Here is a 16328-nt window from a genome sequence, read left to right on the forward strand (position 1 = left end):
CGCCGTCAGCCGATCGTCTGTGTCCGTGCTGTCCGTGCTGTCCGTGCTGTCCGTGCTGTCCGTGCGCGGCGTCCGCGAAATCCGCGCCCGACCGATATCCCTTTCTGTGTCGATTCTGTGCCGATTCGGGTAGCTTCGAACATATGAAGGCCGCACTGGTGCGTACTCTCGTACGTCTGCTGATCGTGCCGGTCGTCGCCGTACTGGCGGCGCTGATGGTCGGGGCGCCCGGTGCGCACGCGGCCACCGACCTCTCGAAGGTCGCCGAGGAACTACGCGAGAACCCGGTCTACGTCGATCCGGCCGCCTCCGGGCAGCTGGCCGCGTCGGACGCCGAGGCGCTCGCCGACAAGATCAAGGACGCCGACAAGCCCGTCTTCGTGGCGGTGCTCCCGGCCGACTTCCCCACGCAGGACCTCTTCCGGAACCTCCGCACCGAGACCGGCGTCACCGGCCTGTACGGCATCCGCCTCGGAGACGAGTTCGACGCCCGCGCGGACAGCTCGGTGATGAGCCCCCAGGCGGTGTCCAACCTGGTCACGGCCGTGCGCGACGCGGGTGACGTCAAGGCCCAGCTGAACGACTTCGTCGACGACGCCCTGCGCAACGTGGGCGGCTCGGCCCCCAGCAGCTGGAGCGACGGCTCGGGTACCGACGTGCCGGTCGGCGGCCTGGTCACGGTCGGCGCGCTGATCGCGGCCGGTGGCGCGGGCGCCTACGCGCTGGCCCGCCGCAACCGCCGCCGCCACGAGGAGGAGCAGCGGGCCGCGCTGGAGAAGCTGCGCGTGGTGGTCGACGAGGACATCACCGCCTTCGGCGAGGAACTCGACCGCCTCGACTTCCACCCCGGCGAACCCGGCGCCGACGATGCGATGCGCGCCGACTACGAGCACGCCCTGGACGCCTACGAGCAGGCGAAGTCCCTGATGGCGGCGGCGACCAAACCGGAGGACGTGCGGGCCGTCACGCGGGCCGTGGAGGACGGCCGGTTCTCCCTGGCGCGGCTCGTGGCCCGCCGCGAGCGTGCCCCGCTGCCGGAGCGGCGCCCGCCCTGCTTCTTCGACCCCCGCCACGGCCCCTCGGTCGCCGACGTGAGCTGGACGCCGCCGGGCGGTGCCACGCGTGACGTCCCCGTCTGCGCGGCCGACCGGACCCGGCTCGCCGAGGGCCGCGACCCGGTGATCCGCGAGGTCGACACCGAGTACGGCCGCCGCCCGTACTGGGAGGCCGGCCCGGCGTACGGCCCCTGGGCCGGCGGCTACTTCGGCGGCGGCATCCTGCCCGGCCTCCTCATCGGCACCATGCTCGGCAGCATGATGGCCACCCCCGCCTACGGGGCCGACTACGGCTCCGGCTACGGCGACTTCGGCGGCTACGAGGGCGGCGACGTCTCCGGCGCGGACTTCGACACGGGCGATTTCGGGGGCGGCTTCGGCGACGGCGGCTTCGGTGGCGGCGACTTCGGCGGGGGAGGGGACTTCGGGGGCGGCTTCTGACGGGAGTGCCGTTCGCCCTCCCCCGGAGACCCACGACCGACACGCCCGAGCCCTCCCTCCGAGCGAACAGCCCGAGCGCGACGCGGGGCCCGGGACCAGGGCCCCGGGTAGGCACCCGGCCGCGTCCCGGCTGGGGGACCCGGGCCCCGCGCCGGAGGTCGGCGCCCGGCTGCCTGCCGGTTGAGGACCCGGGCCCGTGCAGGTCCGGCCCCGGCCGCTGCCCGCAGCCCCCGTCATCAGAGCGGGAGGTCAGCGCCTGGCCCCTTCCCGGCTCAGGCCCCCGGGCATCCGACCAGGGTCAACCGCCCGGCCGCGTGCCGGTCGAGGATCCGGCCCCCGAGCGGGACCCGGCTCTGGTCGCTGCCCTCGGCCTGGCCCTTGACCAGAGGCCGGCGCCCGGGCGCGTCCTGGTCGAGGACCTGGGCCTCCGTGCCGGAGGTCGCACCCGGCCGTTTCCTGGCCCAGGCCGCCGGCGTCCGACGGGGAGTAAGCGCCCGGCCCCGCCCCGGTCCGGCACCCGGGCCCTGGTGCCGGTGGCCGGTCCCTACCCGAGTCCCCGTCCAGCATCCGCCCCCGTACCAGGCGTCAGCGCCCGGCCCCGCCCCGGTCCAGCACCCGCTTCCGCTGCCGCCACACGACCCCGGCCACCACGCCCGCCAGTGCGACCAGCGCCGCGCTGACCCACACCGGCGACCGGTACCCGAACCCCGCGCCGATCGCCATGCCACCGGCCCAAGGGCCCAGCGCGGCGCCCACGTTGAACGCGGCCGTGGCGAAACCCCCGGCCAGCGTGGGCGCGCCCGGTGCCGCGTACAGCACCTGGGAGATGAGCGTGGAGCCGACGCCGAAGGACAGCGCCCCCTGGGCGAAGACGAGTCCGAGTGCCAGGGCCGGGTGCCCGGCCCCGAGTGCCAGGAGGCACCAGCCCAGGCAGACGGTGATGCCCCCGAAGGCCAGGACGGGTACAGGGCGGCGGTCGGCGATCCGCCCCGCTGCGGTCACCCCCGCGAACGACCCGGCCCCGAACAGCGCGAGCACTCCGGGGACCCAGGCGCTGCCCAGCCCCGTCACCTCGGTGACCAGCGGCGCGAGATAGGTGAAGGTGCAGAAGGTCGCGCCGTTCACCAGGGCGCCCAGCAGCAGCGTGACGACCAGCCGAGGGCTGCGCAGCGACCGCAGCTCACCACGTAGCGCGGGCGGCGCACCCCCGGCCGCACCGCCCGGCACCGACCTCGCCACCGCCGCCAGCGCGGGCAGCGACACCAGCGCCACGGCCCAGAACGCCGCACGCCAGCCCCACAGCCCGCCCAGCAGGGCCCCGGCGGGCACGCCGGCCACACAGGCCAGCGTCACCCCGCCCAGCAGCATGGACGTGGCCCGCCCCTTCGCGTCCGCCGGGACCATGTCCACGGCGGTCACGAGAGCGACGGCGAGGAAGCCGGCGTTGGCGAGCGCCCCCACGACCCGCGTGGCGAGCAACACCTCGAAACTGCCGGTGAGCGCACCGGCGACATGGACGGCGAGAAACACGACGAGGAACGCCAGCAGCGCACCCCGCCGCGGCCAGCGCCGCGCGAGGCCCGCCACCAGCGGCGCCCCCACCACCATCCCCACCGCGAAGGCGGAGGTCAGCGCCCCCGCCGCGGGAACGGACACCCCCAGATCCCGCGCGATGTCCGGCACCAGACCGGACAGCATGAACTCGGACGTCCCTTGCGCGAACACGGCAAGGCCCAGCAGAAGTAGAGCGAACGGCATGAAAAATTCCGCACCCCGAAGTCGACGTCGGACACGACAGGTCGGACGGCTTCCGGCAGCGGAGCGAGCGGGCTCAGCGGCCCGGCATCACGAGCAGCCACCGGAGAGCCGGTGGCCGCACTCTGGACGCCTCGGGGCTGGACACGGCGGACACGTTAGGCGCTCCCGGGGGCCCGGGGCCACCGCTTTTCCTCCGGCTCGCCCCGTGCGGCGGTCACAGCCGTGTCCTTCCGGTCCTTCCGGCCCCCACCGCGGTGGACGACGACCACGGCCGCCAGGCAGACGGCCAGGCCGAGAGCGGTCTGCACGCCGAACGGCTCACCGAACACCATCGCGCCCCAGACGGCCGTGACCGGGGCCATGAGGAACATCAGCGTGTTCACCTTCGTCACCCCGGAGCGCTTCAGGATGAGCCAGTACAGCCCGTACCCGCCGAACGTGGACAGACCCACGAGCCAGGCGACGGCCACCCAGAACCCGCTCTCCGCGGGCGGCGCGGCGGATCCGGTGCTCAGGGCGAGCACGGAGAAGAGGACGGCGCTGGTGGCGCAGTGGACGGTCAGCGACACCGAGGGAGCGACCCGCGAGCGGGACCGGCTCTCCAGGAACGTGGCCGCGACCAGGGACAGCATGCCGATCAGCGGGACGACGTACGCCCACCAGGCCACGCCGGTCCCGGCCGCGGCGTCGGCCAGGGTGACCACGGCGACGCCGCTCAGCCCCAGACCCAGGCCGATCCACTGCCGGCCCGAGACGTACTGCCCCAGCAGCGGCCCCGCGAGGGCCCCGGCGACGAGGGGCTGGACACCGTCGATCAGGGCCGTCGTGCCACTGGAGACGCCGAGCTGGATGGCGTAGTAGACGCTGAGCAGATAGCCGCTCTGCGACAGCACGCCGATGACGGCCTGCCGGGTCACGTCCCGGGCGGTGAGCCCCCGCCAGGCCGTGCGCGCGACGACGGCGACGGCGACGAGGACGACGGCCAGCGGCAGGAACCGCCACATCAGGACCGTGATCGCGGACGCGTTGCCCGCACCGAGCTTGGCCCCGATGAACCCGGAGCTCCAGCAGAGGACGAAGGCGACGGAGAGCAGGATGTTCACGAACATCACCACCAGTAGACAGATCGGTATACCCGTTCCCCGCCGACTATACAGATCGGTATACTCGGGGTCATGGGTACCACCGCCGAGACCCCGCGCCGGATCACGATGACGCCCGCGGCCCGTCGCGCCCTGGACGCGGCCGCCCGGCTGTTCTACGAGCGCGGCATCCACGCCGTCGGAGTCGACCTCATCGCCGCCGAGGCCGGGGTCACGAAGAAGACCCTCTACGACCGGTTCGGCTCCAAGGAGCAGATCGTCGTGGAGTACCTCGCGGACCGCGACGAGCGCTGGCGGGCCTTCCTGGCCGAACGCCTCGACGCGGCCCGGCCGGAGCCGGGGGAGCGAGTCCTGGCGGTCTTCGACGCCTCGCGCGCGTGGGCCGCCGAGCTCAGCCCCAAGGGGTGCAGCATGGTCAACGCCCACGCGGAGATCAGCGACCCCGCCCACCCGGCCCACCCGGTCATCACCGGGCAGAAGCAGTGGATGCTCGCCCTCTTCACCCGCCTCGCTTCGGACATCGCCCCCGAGCGGGCCGACGCCCTGGCCCGGGCGCTGATGCTGCTGCACGAGGGCGCGCTCGTCGCGCACGGCCTGGGCATCTTCCCGGACGCCGTCGCCCACGCCCGCGAACAGGCACGCGCGCTCCTCGCGTAGCGGACAGCACCTGTCCTACTCGCTCCCTACGGTGGTGTCATGACCGACTCCGGAGACCCGCTCTTCTTCGCGACCGCCGCCGACCTTGACTCCTGGCTGACGGCGCACCCCGGCCCGCATCCCGGCCTCTGGGTCAAGGTCGCCAAGAAGGGGTCGGGCATCCCCTCCGTCAGCGCCGCCGACGTCAACGACGTGGCGCTGTGCCACGGGTGGATCACCGGGCAGCGCAAGGGACTCGACGCGTCGTCCTACCTCCAGAGGATCACCCCGCGGCGCTCCGGCAGTCTCTGGTCCATGGTCAACGTCCGGCGGGTCGAGGAGCTGGCCGCCGCCGGGCGGATGCGGCCCGGCGGACTCGCGGAGGTGACGGCGGCGCGGGCGGACGGACGGTGGGAGGCGGCGTACGCGTCCCAGCAGGAGGCCGAGGTCCCGGAGGACCTCGCGGCGGCACTGGAGCGCAGCCCGCGGGCCGCGGCGGCCTTCGAGGCGCTCGGACGGACGGACCGGTACCTGGCGATGCTCGGCGTGCTGCGCGCCCGGACCCCGCGGAGCCGGGCGGCGCAGGTCGCGGCGGCGATCGCCAGGCTGGAGGCCGGCCGGAAGGGCCGATAGGACCCCATATGACTCCTACGGGACCCCCAGAGGCCCCCCAGGACCCCCGGGGGGATCCCATGGACCCCGATGAGACGGGGACGGGCCCGGCGCCGTACGGCACCGGGCCCGCAAGCTGTGGGGCGGGTCAGAGTGTCGACGCCGCCGAGGCGATGGCGGAGGCGAACGTCGAGACCTCCGTGTAGACGCCGGGGGCCTCGGGCCGGGCGCAGCCCTCACCCCAACTGACGATGCCGACCTGGATCCAGGCGCCGGCGTTGTCCTTGCGGAACATGGGGCCGCCGGAGTCGCCCTGGCAGGTGTCGACACCGCCCGCGTCGAAGCCGGCGCAGATCTCCTCGTTCGCGACGAGGCCGCTGTAGAGGCCGCCGTAGGCCTTGCAGGCGGCGTCGCCGACGAACGGCACGGTCGCCTTCAGCAGGTAGCGCTGCTGGGAACCGCCCTCGCGGTTCGCGCCCCAGCCCGCGACGGTGAAGTCGCCGGTGTTGTGCTGCGCGGTGGTGGCGATCTTCAGGGTCGGCAGGTTGATGGGCTGGGCGAGCTTGATCAGCGCCCAGTCCTTGCCGGTGCCGTTGTAGCCGGGCGCGCGGAGCACCTTGGTGGAGCGGACCTGGATCCGGCCGCTGGTGGACTGGAGGTCGACGACCCCCGCGGTGGCGGTGATGCCGGTGTTGTTGCCGGAACCGCCCACGCAGTGCGCGGCCGTGAGCACGATCTGCTGGGTGTAGAGCGCGCCGCCGCAGCCCATGGAGAGCCGGACCATGAACGGGAACTCGCCCTGCGCGGCCCGCGTCCCGCCGACGACGGGCGACGGGGCGGCCTGCGCGGCGGAGACGGGCTGGAGGCTGGCGATCGCGAGCGCGGCGGCCCCGAGGGCCGCGCATCTCTTGAGGGCGGTGAGGAGTCTCTTCAACGTGATGCCTTCCGTGGGGGTTGACTGGGGAGGGTGCAACCGAAGCATCAAATTGACGGGCGCATGACAGCAGCAAGGCAAAAAGAAAGGTCCATGTGCTGGCATGGACTGGTCAAGAATCTGCTGCTGGATTATGAGAACGCCGCCGGTCCGTCCACAAGGGGTGCGATTCGGCCAGACCGGCCCGGCGGTACGCCGCCGGGCCGGCCGCGCGGGCTCACGCGTTCCTGATCGCCGAGATGTCGAAGCTGAGCCTGATCTTGTCGGAGACCAGGACACCGCCGGTCTCCAGGGCGGCGTTCCAGGTCAGGCCCCACGCGGAGCGCAGGATCTCCGCCTTGCCCTCGAAGCCGACGCGCTCGTTGCCGAAGGGGTCCTTCGCCGCGCCGTTGAACTCGAGGTCGATGGTGAGGGGGCGGGTCGTGCCGAGGATCGTCAGGTCGCCGGTGATGCGGTAGTCGTCGCCGCCGAGGGCTTCCGCCTTCGTGGAGCGGAACGTCATCGTCGGGAACTCGTCCGCCTTGAAGAAGTCCGCGCTCTTGAGGTGCCCGTCGCGGTCGGCGTTGCCCGTCTCGATGCTGTCCATCACGACGTCCAGGGAGGCCGTGGACCGCGACGGGTCGGTGCCGTCGAGGTGGAGCGCGCCCGTGAAGTCCTGGAAGCCGCCCTTGACGTTGGTGACCATGGCGTGCCGGGCGACGAAGCCGATCGTCGAGTGCGCGGGGTCGATCGTGTAGTCGCCGGTCAGGGCGGCCAGGTCCGGGGTCACGGCGCCGGTCGTGACGGTCTCGATGTCGTTGCGGCTGAAGATGCTCATGATGTACGCCTCCTGCGATGAATGTTGAACGTTTAACTATGTAACGCGGCCCACCGTAGACCTATTCCGTTCAACGTTCAACATTATTCGGGGCGTGTCGCGATTGCGTCCGCGGCGCGAGTGGCCTGGCCGAGCTGCTGCGCAGCGGCACCTCGGGCGGCCATGTGAAGGGCCGGGCGCGTTTCGCGGAGAGCGCCGCCCGCCTCCCGGAACGACCGCCCGCACCGGCCGGCCGTGGTCGGCCAACTGCCGGCGCGGGTTGTGGGCCTGGTCGAACCATCTCCGTACCGGGGCACGGGGTCATCGCCGTGAAGTGCACGATCTGCGGCGCCGCCGGTGCGAACTCCCGTACCACCCGGGAGGGTTCCTCGTCCCAGGACGGATCCACGATCAGGTTGACGGCGACCTTGACGCCGAGGCGGCGGGCTGTCCGGAGGGCACGGACGTGCTCGTCGGTGGCGCAGCAGGACGTCGCTGCGGATCTCCAGGTAGTAGCGCTTGCGGATGCCGCGCCGCTCCACCCCCGAGGCGATGGCGTCCCCGTGCTCGGGCCGGATGAAGGCCACGTCGTCGACGAAGGCGAGGCCCACGCCCGCGCCTCGTGACCGGCCTCGCGGGCCGCGCCCGCCACCCGTTCGAGGCCCAGGGGCTCCAGCCGCAGGAAGGTCTCGGAGTGCGTCAGGGCGCTGGGATGGGCGAGCAGCACACGCACGGTCACCTCGTCATGGGCCGCACGGGATACGGGCGCCCCCTTCGTAAACCGGCGCGGCCGGCCCGGGTGCCGCCCATACCGCCGCCTGGCGGCACCCGGCGGCACGCAGGGGTGGTCCTGTCACATCCCTTGCGCGGGGGCCCGGCCCACAGACCGCCCACGGCACGGCGCCCGCCGGACCGGGTGAGCCAGGACCGCCGGAACGGCCTCAGCACTGGCGCGGGACCCCGCAGTCGCGGTGTCCTGGAAGACAAGGTTCCGTTTCAAGGGACCGGCATGGACGCAGACGGGGTTCCGTTCCCCGGGAACCACGGAGACAGCCGAGACCACGGCGGACGGACAGCGCAGGGAGACCGACCGATGACACTCACCGGCTCCGGCTCGGCCCACGACCCACCGGCGGGCGCCGCCCCACGCCGTCCCGCGGCCCCCTCCCCGGCGGCCGAGCACGGGCCGCCGCGGCGGCTGGACCGACGCGTGGCCCTCGTCACCGGGGCCTCCTCGGGCATCGGGGCGGCCACGGCCCGGCGGTTCGCCATGGACGGCTGGCAGCTGCTCCTCAACGGCCGTGACCGGCACCGCCTGGAGCAGACGGCGTCCGGCACCTCGGCCGTCGTGCTGCCCGCCGACCTCGCCGCCCCGGACGGTCCGCGCCTGCTGGCCCAGTCCGCGCTGCACACGACCGGCCGGGTCGACGTCCTGGTCGCCGGGGCGGGCATCGGCTGGGCGGGCCCGTTCGCCGCCATGCCGCACACCGACATCGACCGCGTGCTGGCCCTGGACCTCAACGCCACGCTCCACCTCGTGCGTGAGGTGCTCCCCTCCATGATCGCGGCCGGGCGGGGCCGGGTGGTGCTGCTCGGCTCGATCGCGGGCCGCGTGGGGGTACGCGAGGAAGCGGTGTACTCCGCCGCGAAGGCCGCTCTGGCCGCCTTCGCCGAGGCGCTGCGCCAGGAACTGCGCGGCACGGGCGTGGGCGTGACCTTCGTGGTGGCCTGTCCCGTCGACACGGCCTTCTCCGCCCGCCGCGGCAGGCCCTACGACCGCCCCCACTCCCGGAAGATCTCCCCCGGCTGCGTCGCCGGCGCCGTCTGGGAGGCCGTACGCGAGGACCGCGACCAGGTGTACGTCCCCGCCTGGCTGGCCCTCCCGGACCGCCTCCGCACCCTGGCCCCGAGGGTGTTCGGACACCTGCTGAACCGCTTCGGCTGACCCGGCCTCGTACTCCGGGCCGTTCCGCCGTTCCGGTCACTCCGGCCGGATCCTTTCGTTCAGGTGACCGCCTCCCCGTGGTAGGGCATGGGCATGACTCCCCAGCGCCGCGTCTCCTTCCGCCGTACGGCCAAGGCGTCCGCCCCCCGCCCCGGCCGCCGCGCCCTGTTGCTCGCCGCCGCGGCCCTGGCGGCGACCGGCGGCACGACGCCGGGGCCGGTGGCGCGGACGCGGGACGCCGACGCCCAGGACCCCGGCGCCGACCCGTACGAGACCCTCCGCCGGCGCTGGCTCGGCATCGCTCTCGGCACCGGCTACGACCCGGCCGCGCCGCCGTACGCCTCCCGCCTCGCGGAGACCGGCGAACTCGCCCGCGCCCTGCACTCCACCATGGCCCCGGCGGCGGGCTCCCTCTGGCCCGGCCACCCCTTCGACCCGCCGGCCGGCATCACCCTGAGCTACGGCCGCCTGTGGACCATGGCCCAGGCCTACGTCCAGCAGGGCACCGGCTCGACCGCCGACCCCGACCTCCTCGCCGGCATCCTGCGCGGCCTCGACCACCTCTCCGCCACCGTCTACCACCCCGCCACCACCCGCTACGGCAACTGGTGGGAATGGCAGATCGGCAGCCCCCGCCTGCTCACCGACATCACGGCCGCCCTGTACGAGCAGCTGGGCGGCACCCGCGTCACCGCGGCCTGCGCCGCCGTCGACCACTTCGTCCCCGACTCGGCCCTCGGCGACTACTCCGGCACGTCCACCGGCGCCAACCGCGTCGACCTGTGCCGCTCCGTCGCCCTGCGCGGCATCCTCGGCCGCGACCCGGCCAAGATCTCCCTCGCCCGCGACGCGCTCTCCCCGGTCTTCCCGTACGTCACCCGGGGCGACGGCCTCTACGCCGACGGCTCCTTCGTGCAGCACACCTGGGTCGCCTACTCGGGCACGTACGGCCAGGTCATGCTCGACGGCCTCGGCCGCCTCTTCGCCCTGCTCGCCGGATCCGACTGGGAGGTCACCGACCCCAACCGGCAGACCGTCCTCGACAGCGTCGAGCACGCCTACGCACCGCTCATCCACGACGGCCTGGTCATGGACAGCGTCAACGGCCGGGCCATCAGCCGCGGTCGCCTCACCGCCGACGACCGCGAGGTCATGCGCAGCGACCACTTCCACGGCCAGCAGCTCATCGCGGCCATCGCCCTCCTCGCGGCCGCCGCGAGCCCGGCGGAACGAGACCGCTGGCACGCCCGTATCAAGGGCTGGATCGAACGGGACACGGTCACCCCGGTCCTGACGGCACGCCAGTTCGGCGTCGCCGACCTGGCCCGGCTGCACGCGATCACGGCCTCGCCCCTCCCGGCCGCACCCGAGCCGACCGGCCACCGCCTCTTCGCCGCCATGGACCGCGCCGTCCACCGCCGCCCCGCCTTCACCGTGAACATCGCCATGGCCAGCGACCGCATCGCGCACTACGAGTGCGGCAACGGCGAGAACCCACGCGGCTGGCACACCGGCGCCGGCATGGTGAGCTGGTGGGCCGGCGCGAGCGACCAGTACACGGACTGGTACTGGCCGACCGTCGACTGGTACCGCCTGCCCGGCACCACCGTCTCCACCAAGCGCCTCGCCGACCGGGAAGGCGGCGAGTGGGGCACGGCCCGCCCGGACGCGCGCTGGGTCGGCGGCACCACCGACGGGGAGTACGCGGCGCTCGGCCAGCACCTCAAGGGCCTCGGCTCCACCCTCCAGGCCCGCAAGTCCTGGTTCTGCGTCGCGGACGCGGTGATCTGCCTGGGTGCCGGGATCAGCTGCGCCGACGGCGTCCCGGTGGAGACGGTCGTCGACAACCGCAACCTCGGCGAATCCGGCACCCAGACCTTCGTACGGGGCCCGGGCTGGGCCCATCTGGAGGACCACGGCGGCTGGGTGCTGCTCGACGGCGAGCCGACAGCGCTGCGCGAGGACCGCACCGGAGCCTGGTCCGACATCAACACCGGCAGCACGCCGGAGCGGCGCACCCGCCGCTGGCAGACCCTCTGGCTCGACCACGGCACCGACCCCGAGGACGCCACCTACGGCTACCTCCTCATGCCCGGCGCGTCCCGCCGCGCGGTCGCGCGCCGCGCCGCCGACCGGCACTGGATGTCGGTCCTCGCCAACGACGCCGGCCGCCAGGGGGTCAGCGTGCCCTCCCTCGGCCTCACGGCCGCGAACTTCTGGCAGGCCGGCACGGCGGGCCCGCTCACCGCCTCCGCCGGCGCCGGCGTGCTGACCGTCCGCCGGGGCCGTACCGCTACCCTCTGCGTGAGCGAACCGCCCCGCACGGGTGAACCACTGGAGATCATCTGGAACCGCCCGGTCCGCCGGGTCGGCCACGCCGACGAGACGGTCGAAGTACTCTCCACAGGCCGCCGACTGCGCGTGCGCGTCACTCCGGGGGAGGCATGCGCCACCCACGTCTGTGAGATGACTCTCGGCTGACGGCTTTGTGCGACCTCTACAAGCCACACGCCCCCTGAGCAGTCAGAATGGCTGCACCGCGCCATGGTTCTGTTCAGGGGTACCAGGAAAACACGCCGGAGACTGTGAGGAGTCGACGGCCCGTAATCCTCGGTCGGCTTCGTAAGGTCACTACATGACCGTTTTGGATGAGGCGCCGGGTGAGCCGACCGACGCGCGCGGACGCGTGGCCGAACTGCACGAGATCCGTGCGCAGGCGGTGGCCGGACCGAGCGAGAAGGCGACCAAGGCGCAGCACGCCAAGGGCAAGCTGACCGCGCGGGAGCGCATCGAACTTCTCCTCGACCCGGATTCCTTCCGCGAGGTCGAGCAACTGCGCCGGCACCGGGCCACGGGCTTCGGCCTGGAGGGCAAGAAGCCGTACACCGACGGTGTGATCACGGGCTGGGGCACGGTGGAGGGCCGGACGGTCTTCGTCTACGCCCACGACTTCCGCATCTTCGGCGGCGCGCTGGGCGAGGCCCACGCCACGAAGATCCACAAGATCATGGACATGGCCATCGCGGCCGGTGCCCCGCTGGTGTCGCTGAACGACGGCGCGGGCGCCCGTATCCAGGAGGGCGTCTCGGCGCTCGCGGGCTACGGCGGCATCTTCCAGCGCAACACCAGGGCGAGCGGGGTCATCCCGCAGATCTCGGTGATGCTCGGCCCCTGCGCGGGCGGCGCGGCCTACAGCCCGGCCCTCACCGACTTCGTCTTCATGGTCCGCGAGACCTCGCAGATGTTCATCACCGGCCCGGACGTCGTCAAGGCGGTCACCGGCGAGGAGATCACACAGAACGGCCTCGGCGGCGCGGACGTCCACGCCGAGACGAGCGGCGTCTGCCACTTCGCCTACGACGACGAAGAGACGTGCATCGCCGAGGTCCGCTACCTCCTGTCCCTCCTCCCGCAGAACAACCGCGAGAACCCGCCCCGCGCCGAGTCGGCGGACCCCGCCGACCGCCGCAGCGACGTCCTCCTCGACCTGGTCCCGGCGGACGGCAACCGGCCGTACGACATGGCCAAGGTCATCGAGGAGATCGTCGACGACGGCGACTACCTGGAGGTCCACGAGCGCTGGGCCCGCAACATCATCTGCGCGCTGGGCCGGATGGACGGCCAGGTCGTCGGCATCATCGCCAACCAGCCGCAGGTGCTCGCCGGTGTCCTGGACATCGAGGCCTCCGAGAAGGCGGCCCGCTTCGTCCAGATGTGCGACGCCTTCAACATCCCGATCGTCACTCTTCTGGACGTCCCCGGCTTCCTCCCGGGCGTCGACCAGGAGCACGGTGGCATCATCCGCCACGGCGCGAAGCTCCTCTACGCCTACTGCAACGCGACCGTGCCGAGGATCTCGCTGATCCTGCGCAAGGCCTACGGAGGTGCGTACATCGTCATGGACAGCCAGTCCATCGGTGCCGACCTCACCTACGCCTGGCCGACCAACGAGATCGCCGTCATGGGCGCGGAGGGCGCGGCCAACGTCATCTTCCGCCGCCAGATCGCCGAGGCCGAGGACCCCGAGGCCATGCGGGCCCGCATGGTCAAGGAGTACAAGTCCGAGCTGATGCACCCCTACTACGCCGCGGAGCGCGGCCTGGTCGACGACGTCATCGACCCCGCGGAAACCCGCGAGGTGCTGATCAAGTCCCTCGCGATGCTCCAGACCAAGCACGCCGACCTGCCCTCCCGCAAGCACGGCAACCCTCCGCAGTAATCCGGCGGACCCATCGCGGCAACCCCGCGGACCTCTCTCTCACGGAGACTGACACCCATGGACACCCCTGACATCCGCGTCGAGAAGGGCCACGCCGAGCCCGAGGAAGTCGCCGCCATCACGGCGATCCTCCTGGCCCGCGCCGCCGCCCGCCCCACCGACCCGACGCCGGCCCACCGCGGCCGCGTCAAGGCAGGCTGGCGCCGCCTGGAGCGGGAGCCCGGCTTCAGGGCACCGCACAGCTGGCGCTGAGGCCGCCGAGCGCTTCACCGCCCCGTTCTCCTCCGGAGGACGGGGCGGTGGCACATCAGGGCCCGGGGCGGGCGGTGACCGGGGTGCCGTACAGGACGAGGTTCCCCTCGTACGCTCCGGCCGCCTCGTCGTACGCGCCGCCACAGGTGACCAGCGCCAGGCGGTGCGGCCCGTGCCCTGAGCACAGGCCGGCGGGCAGCTGCTGCCGCCGGCATCCGCGGCACGCGGTGATCTGGTAGGCGCGGATCCGGCCGTCCGCGCCGGTCACCTCCACCGTGGCACCCATGTCCAGCCGGCCCAGGGACGGCGAAGGTGCCGGGCTCCCCCTCTCGGTGCCGACGTGGCACGCGACGAGCAACGTTCCGCGCCCCGCCCCGTCCGGCGCGCCCAGCGCCCAGCAGCCGGCCTTGCCCGCAGCCCGCGGGCGGATGCGGCGCCCCGTCGGTCCCGGTCGCCACCGGCACGAGATGGGCCGCCAGGCTGTCCGCTGCGCGCAGTCGTACCGGGTCGGCGGCCGGGCCCGGGCGGTGTGTCGAGCCGGGGACGACCGCCCGGCCGGGCAGCGCGCCCGTGTCCCGGCCCGGCGCGGCGGGTGGGCCCGCGACCGACGGCAGTGGCCCTGCCGCCACAGCACCCCGGTGGTGAACAGGGAGGCGACCGCGCATCCCGCCGTCACCGAAGGGCCCCACCCGCGTTCCGCCCGCACGCCCGGCACCGGTGCCACGGCCCGGTGGTCAGTGGCCGCCCGTGGCGGCGCGGCGGTGGGCCCGCAGGTGCCAGGCGGCCGCGGCTGCCGTCAGTGCCCCTCCGGCGCCGAGGGCCGTCGCGGCCGTCCGGCTGGTCGTGTCGTCGGCCGACGCGGCCCGGGGGCCGAAACCGGCGCGGACGGTCTTGGACGTGCCGGGCGCGTGGCAGATCCCGCGTCTCACCATGTCCGGGTGCATCTGACCACGGGACGCGCGGCCCTGGCCGCGGCGACGACCTCCGCGTTGCTGCCGCCGGAGATCTCCCGGCCGATCAGCGCCAGCGTCTTGGCGCGCGCGTCGTTCCGCGCGACGAGCCAGGCCTTGTCGTACGCGGCGCGGATCCTGGTTCTCGCATCGGGGACGCTCCTTCCGACCGGTGCGCGGCATCGCCCCGCGCCGGTCCAGCTCGTCAGAGCGTGCAGCCGTTCCGGCGTCCGACGGGCCGGCCCTTCCACGCCACGGGCACCACGTCGGCGACACGACCTGACCCACCCGCACACCGCACGCGTTCACCCGTGCGGATGGCGTGCACACGGCCGACCGACCGGGGCGCGGTACGACGACGGCCGCCGGGACCCGACAAGGGCCCCGGCGGCCGGGAGAAGGAGACGAGCACCCCTCGGGGTGCGGCGGCTAGCGCAGGCGGGCCATGAGAGCGTGCTCCACCAACGTGATCAGCGCCGACTTCGCGTCCGCCCGGTGGCGGGCGTCGGTCGTGATGATCGGGGTGTCGGGGCCGATCTGGAGGGCTTCCCGGACCTCGTCGGGCGTGTACGGCTGCTGGCCGTCGAAGCCGTTCAGCGCGATGACGAACGGCAGGCCGCTGTTCTCGAAGTAGTCGACAGCGGGGAAGCAGTCGGCGAGCCGCCTCGTGTCGACCAGCACGATCGCGCCGATGGCGCCGCGCACCAGGTCGTCCCACATGAACCAGAAGCGGTCCTGACCGGGGGTACCGAAGAGGTACAGGATCAGGTCCTGGTCCAGGGTGATACGGCCGAAGTCCATGGCGACCGTCGTGGTCGTCTTGTCTCCGGTGTGGGTGAGGTCGTCGATGCCCGCCGAAGCGGACGTCATGACGGCCTCTGTGCGCAGCGGATTGATCTCCGAGACGGCGCCGACGAACGTGGTCTTGCCCACGCCGAAGCCGCCAGCCACCACGATCTTCGCGGACGTGGTGGAGCGGGAAGGCCCTCCGCTAGAGCTTGCGAAGTCCACTGAGCACCCTTTCGAGCAGTGTCACGTCTGGCTGGCCGCCGGCGTTCTCGTCGCCGCCGGGCTGATGGATGGCGACCAGTCCCGCCTCCGCCAAGTCGGCGACGAGGATCCTGGCCACGCCGAGAGGGATCGTCAGGAGCGCCGAGATCTCGGCGACCGACTTGATTTCCCGGCAGAGGTTGCAAATCCGCTGATGCTCGGGCAACTGGCCCTGCATCTGGTGCGGCTGCGCAGTGGTGTGCACCAGCGCCTCGATGGCGAGCTGGTAACGCGGGCGGGTCCGGCCACCGGTCATGGCGTACGGACGCACCAACGGGTTGTGGGTGTTCGACGCCCCGCCGGGCGCCGGCTCGGGGTTGCGGCGCTGCGGCTGCACGGGCTGGATGCGCGGGGCCGGCGGCTGGTCGTACGGCGACGGGCCGGGGCCCTGGGGCGCGTACGGCTGCCGGTGGCTCGGTGCGGAGGGGAAGTTGTAACGGTTCGGGTTCTGTCCACCGTCGCCCTGACCCTGGCCAGGGCCGTACGACCAGTTGCCCGAAGACGAACCGCCTGGGGGTGTTGCCACTTTCTCCTCCTCCGACTGTGCCTGGCACCCATCGCTGTGGAGCCGCGTCCC

16 protein-coding genes and 1 pseudogene are annotated in these 16328 nt (G+C 73.1%); 7 read left to right on the forward strand and 10 right to left on the reverse strand.

What is annotated here, in order from left to right; genetic code table 11:
* Positions 1–143: 143 nt before the first annotated feature.
* Positions 144–1496 carry a hypothetical protein gene (locus tag HDA41_RS28185; RefSeq protein WP_184988563.1) on the forward strand — a complete coding sequence of 451 codons (1353 nt, stop codon included), beginning with the start codon at positions 144–146 and terminating at the stop codon, positions 1494–1496.
* A 585-nt stretch (positions 1497–2081) separates the two neighbouring features.
* Here HDA41_RS28185 and HDA41_RS28190 read toward each other — a convergent pair.
* Both HDA41_RS28190 and HDA41_RS28195 read right to left on the reverse strand, forming a co-directional pair.
* Positions 2082–3254, reverse strand: coding sequence for a Cmx/CmrA family chloramphenicol efflux MFS transporter (locus HDA41_RS28190; RefSeq protein ID WP_184988566.1), 1173 nt, complete (start codon positions 3252–3254; stop codon positions 2082–2084).
* 155 nt (positions 3255–3409) lie between these two features.
* Positions 3410–4357 (reverse strand): DMT family transporter, encoded by a 948-nt coding sequence (locus tag HDA41_RS28195; RefSeq protein ID WP_184993793.1) that lies wholly within the window; start codon positions 4355–4357, stop codon positions 3410–3412.
* Positions 4358–4429: 72 nt separating this feature from the next.
* Here HDA41_RS28195 and HDA41_RS28200 point away from each other — a divergent pair, with 72 nt between their 5' ends.
* Together HDA41_RS28200 and HDA41_RS28205 are read left to right on the forward strand one after the other, a co-directional pair.
* Entirely contained in the window at positions 4430–5014 is a 585-nt protein-coding gene (locus HDA41_RS28200; RefSeq protein ID WP_184988570.1) for a TetR/AcrR family transcriptional regulator, read from the forward strand.
* A 39-nt stretch (positions 5015–5053) separates the two neighbouring features.
* Positions 5054–5626 carry a YdeI/OmpD-associated family protein gene (locus HDA41_RS28205; protein ID WP_184988573.1) on the forward strand — a complete coding sequence of 191 codons (573 nt, stop codon included), beginning with the start codon at positions 5054–5056 and terminating at the stop codon, positions 5624–5626.
* A 127-nt stretch (positions 5627–5753) separates the two neighbouring features.
* Here HDA41_RS28205 and HDA41_RS28210 read toward each other — a convergent pair whose 3' ends face one another.
* The 3 genes and pseudogenes from HDA41_RS28210 to HDA41_RS41605 form a co-directional block, all read right to left on the reverse strand.
* Positions 5754–6539 (reverse strand): S1 family peptidase, encoded by a 786-nt coding sequence (locus tag HDA41_RS28210; RefSeq protein ID WP_184988576.1) that lies wholly within the window; start codon positions 6537–6539, stop codon positions 5754–5756.
* 217 nt (positions 6540–6756) lie between these two features.
* Complete coding sequence (locus tag HDA41_RS28215) at positions 6757–7356, reverse strand: YceI family protein (protein ID WP_184988579.1); 600 nt, start codon at positions 7354–7356, stop codon at positions 6757–6759.
* 277 nt (positions 7357–7633) lie between these two features.
* Positions 7634–7931, reverse strand: a pseudogene (locus HDA41_RS41605) (hopanoid C-3 methylase HpnR); the annotation flags it as partial.
* A 497-nt stretch (positions 7932–8428) separates the two neighbouring features.
* Between HDA41_RS41605 and HDA41_RS28220 the strand changes: the two are divergent.
* From HDA41_RS28220 to HDA41_RS28235, 4 genes are all read left to right on the forward strand, one after another.
* Positions 8429–9280, forward strand: coding sequence for an SDR family NAD(P)-dependent oxidoreductase (locus tag HDA41_RS28220; RefSeq protein WP_184988582.1), 852 nt, complete (start codon positions 8429–8431; stop codon positions 9278–9280).
* 93 nt (positions 9281–9373) lie between these two features.
* Entirely contained in the window at positions 9374–11761 is a 2388-nt protein-coding gene (locus tag HDA41_RS28225) for a polysaccharide lyase 8 family protein (protein WP_184988585.1), read from the forward strand.
* Between the two features lie 154 nt (positions 11762–11915).
* A complete protein-coding gene (locus tag HDA41_RS28230; protein ID WP_184988588.1) occupies positions 11916–13499 on the forward strand; it encodes an acyl-CoA carboxylase subunit beta in 1584 nt (527 codons plus the stop codon).
* Positions 13500–13556: 57 nt separating this feature from the next.
* On the forward strand, positions 13557–13751 hold the full coding sequence (locus HDA41_RS28235) for an acyl-CoA carboxylase subunit epsilon (RefSeq protein WP_184988591.1): 195 nt from the start codon (positions 13557–13559) through the stop codon (positions 13749–13751).
* 55 nt (positions 13752–13806) lie between these two features.
* Here HDA41_RS28235 and HDA41_RS28240 read toward each other — a convergent pair whose 3' ends face one another.
* From HDA41_RS28240 to HDA41_RS28260, 5 genes are all read right to left on the reverse strand, one after another.
* Positions 13807–14037, reverse strand: a complete 231-nt coding sequence (locus HDA41_RS28240; RefSeq protein ID WP_184988594.1) for a class F sortase — start codon at positions 14035–14037, stop codon at positions 13807–13809.
* Positions 14038–14485: 448 nt separating this feature from the next.
* The gene (locus HDA41_RS28245) at positions 14486–14683 is read right to left on the reverse strand and encodes a hypothetical protein (RefSeq protein ID WP_184988598.1); all 198 of its coding nucleotides are present in this window, start codon (positions 14681–14683) and stop codon (positions 14486–14488) included.
* Positions 14677–14952 (reverse strand): hypothetical protein, encoded by a 276-nt coding sequence (locus HDA41_RS28250; RefSeq protein ID WP_184988602.1) that lies wholly within the window; start codon positions 14950–14952, stop codon positions 14677–14679. Before HDA41_RS28250 ends, HDA41_RS28245 begins: the two co-directional genes overlap by 7 nt.
* A gap of 178 nt (positions 14953–15130) precedes the next feature.
* On the reverse strand, positions 15131–15712 hold the full coding sequence (locus HDA41_RS28255) for a GTP-binding protein (protein ID WP_014675207.1): 582 nt from the start codon (positions 15710–15712) through the stop codon (positions 15131–15133).
* The gene (locus HDA41_RS28260; protein WP_059421961.1) at positions 15693–16277 is read right to left on the reverse strand and encodes a DUF742 domain-containing protein; all 585 of its coding nucleotides are present in this window, start codon (positions 16275–16277) and stop codon (positions 15693–15695) included. The genes HDA41_RS28255 and HDA41_RS28260 overlap by 20 nt, the downstream gene beginning before the upstream one ends.
* Positions 16278–16328: the final 51 nt, after the last annotated feature.

It is taken from the genome of Streptomyces caelestis (assembly GCF_014205255.1).
Taxonomy (GTDB): Bacteria; Actinomycetota; Actinomycetes; order Streptomycetales; family Streptomycetaceae; genus Streptomyces; species Streptomyces caelestis.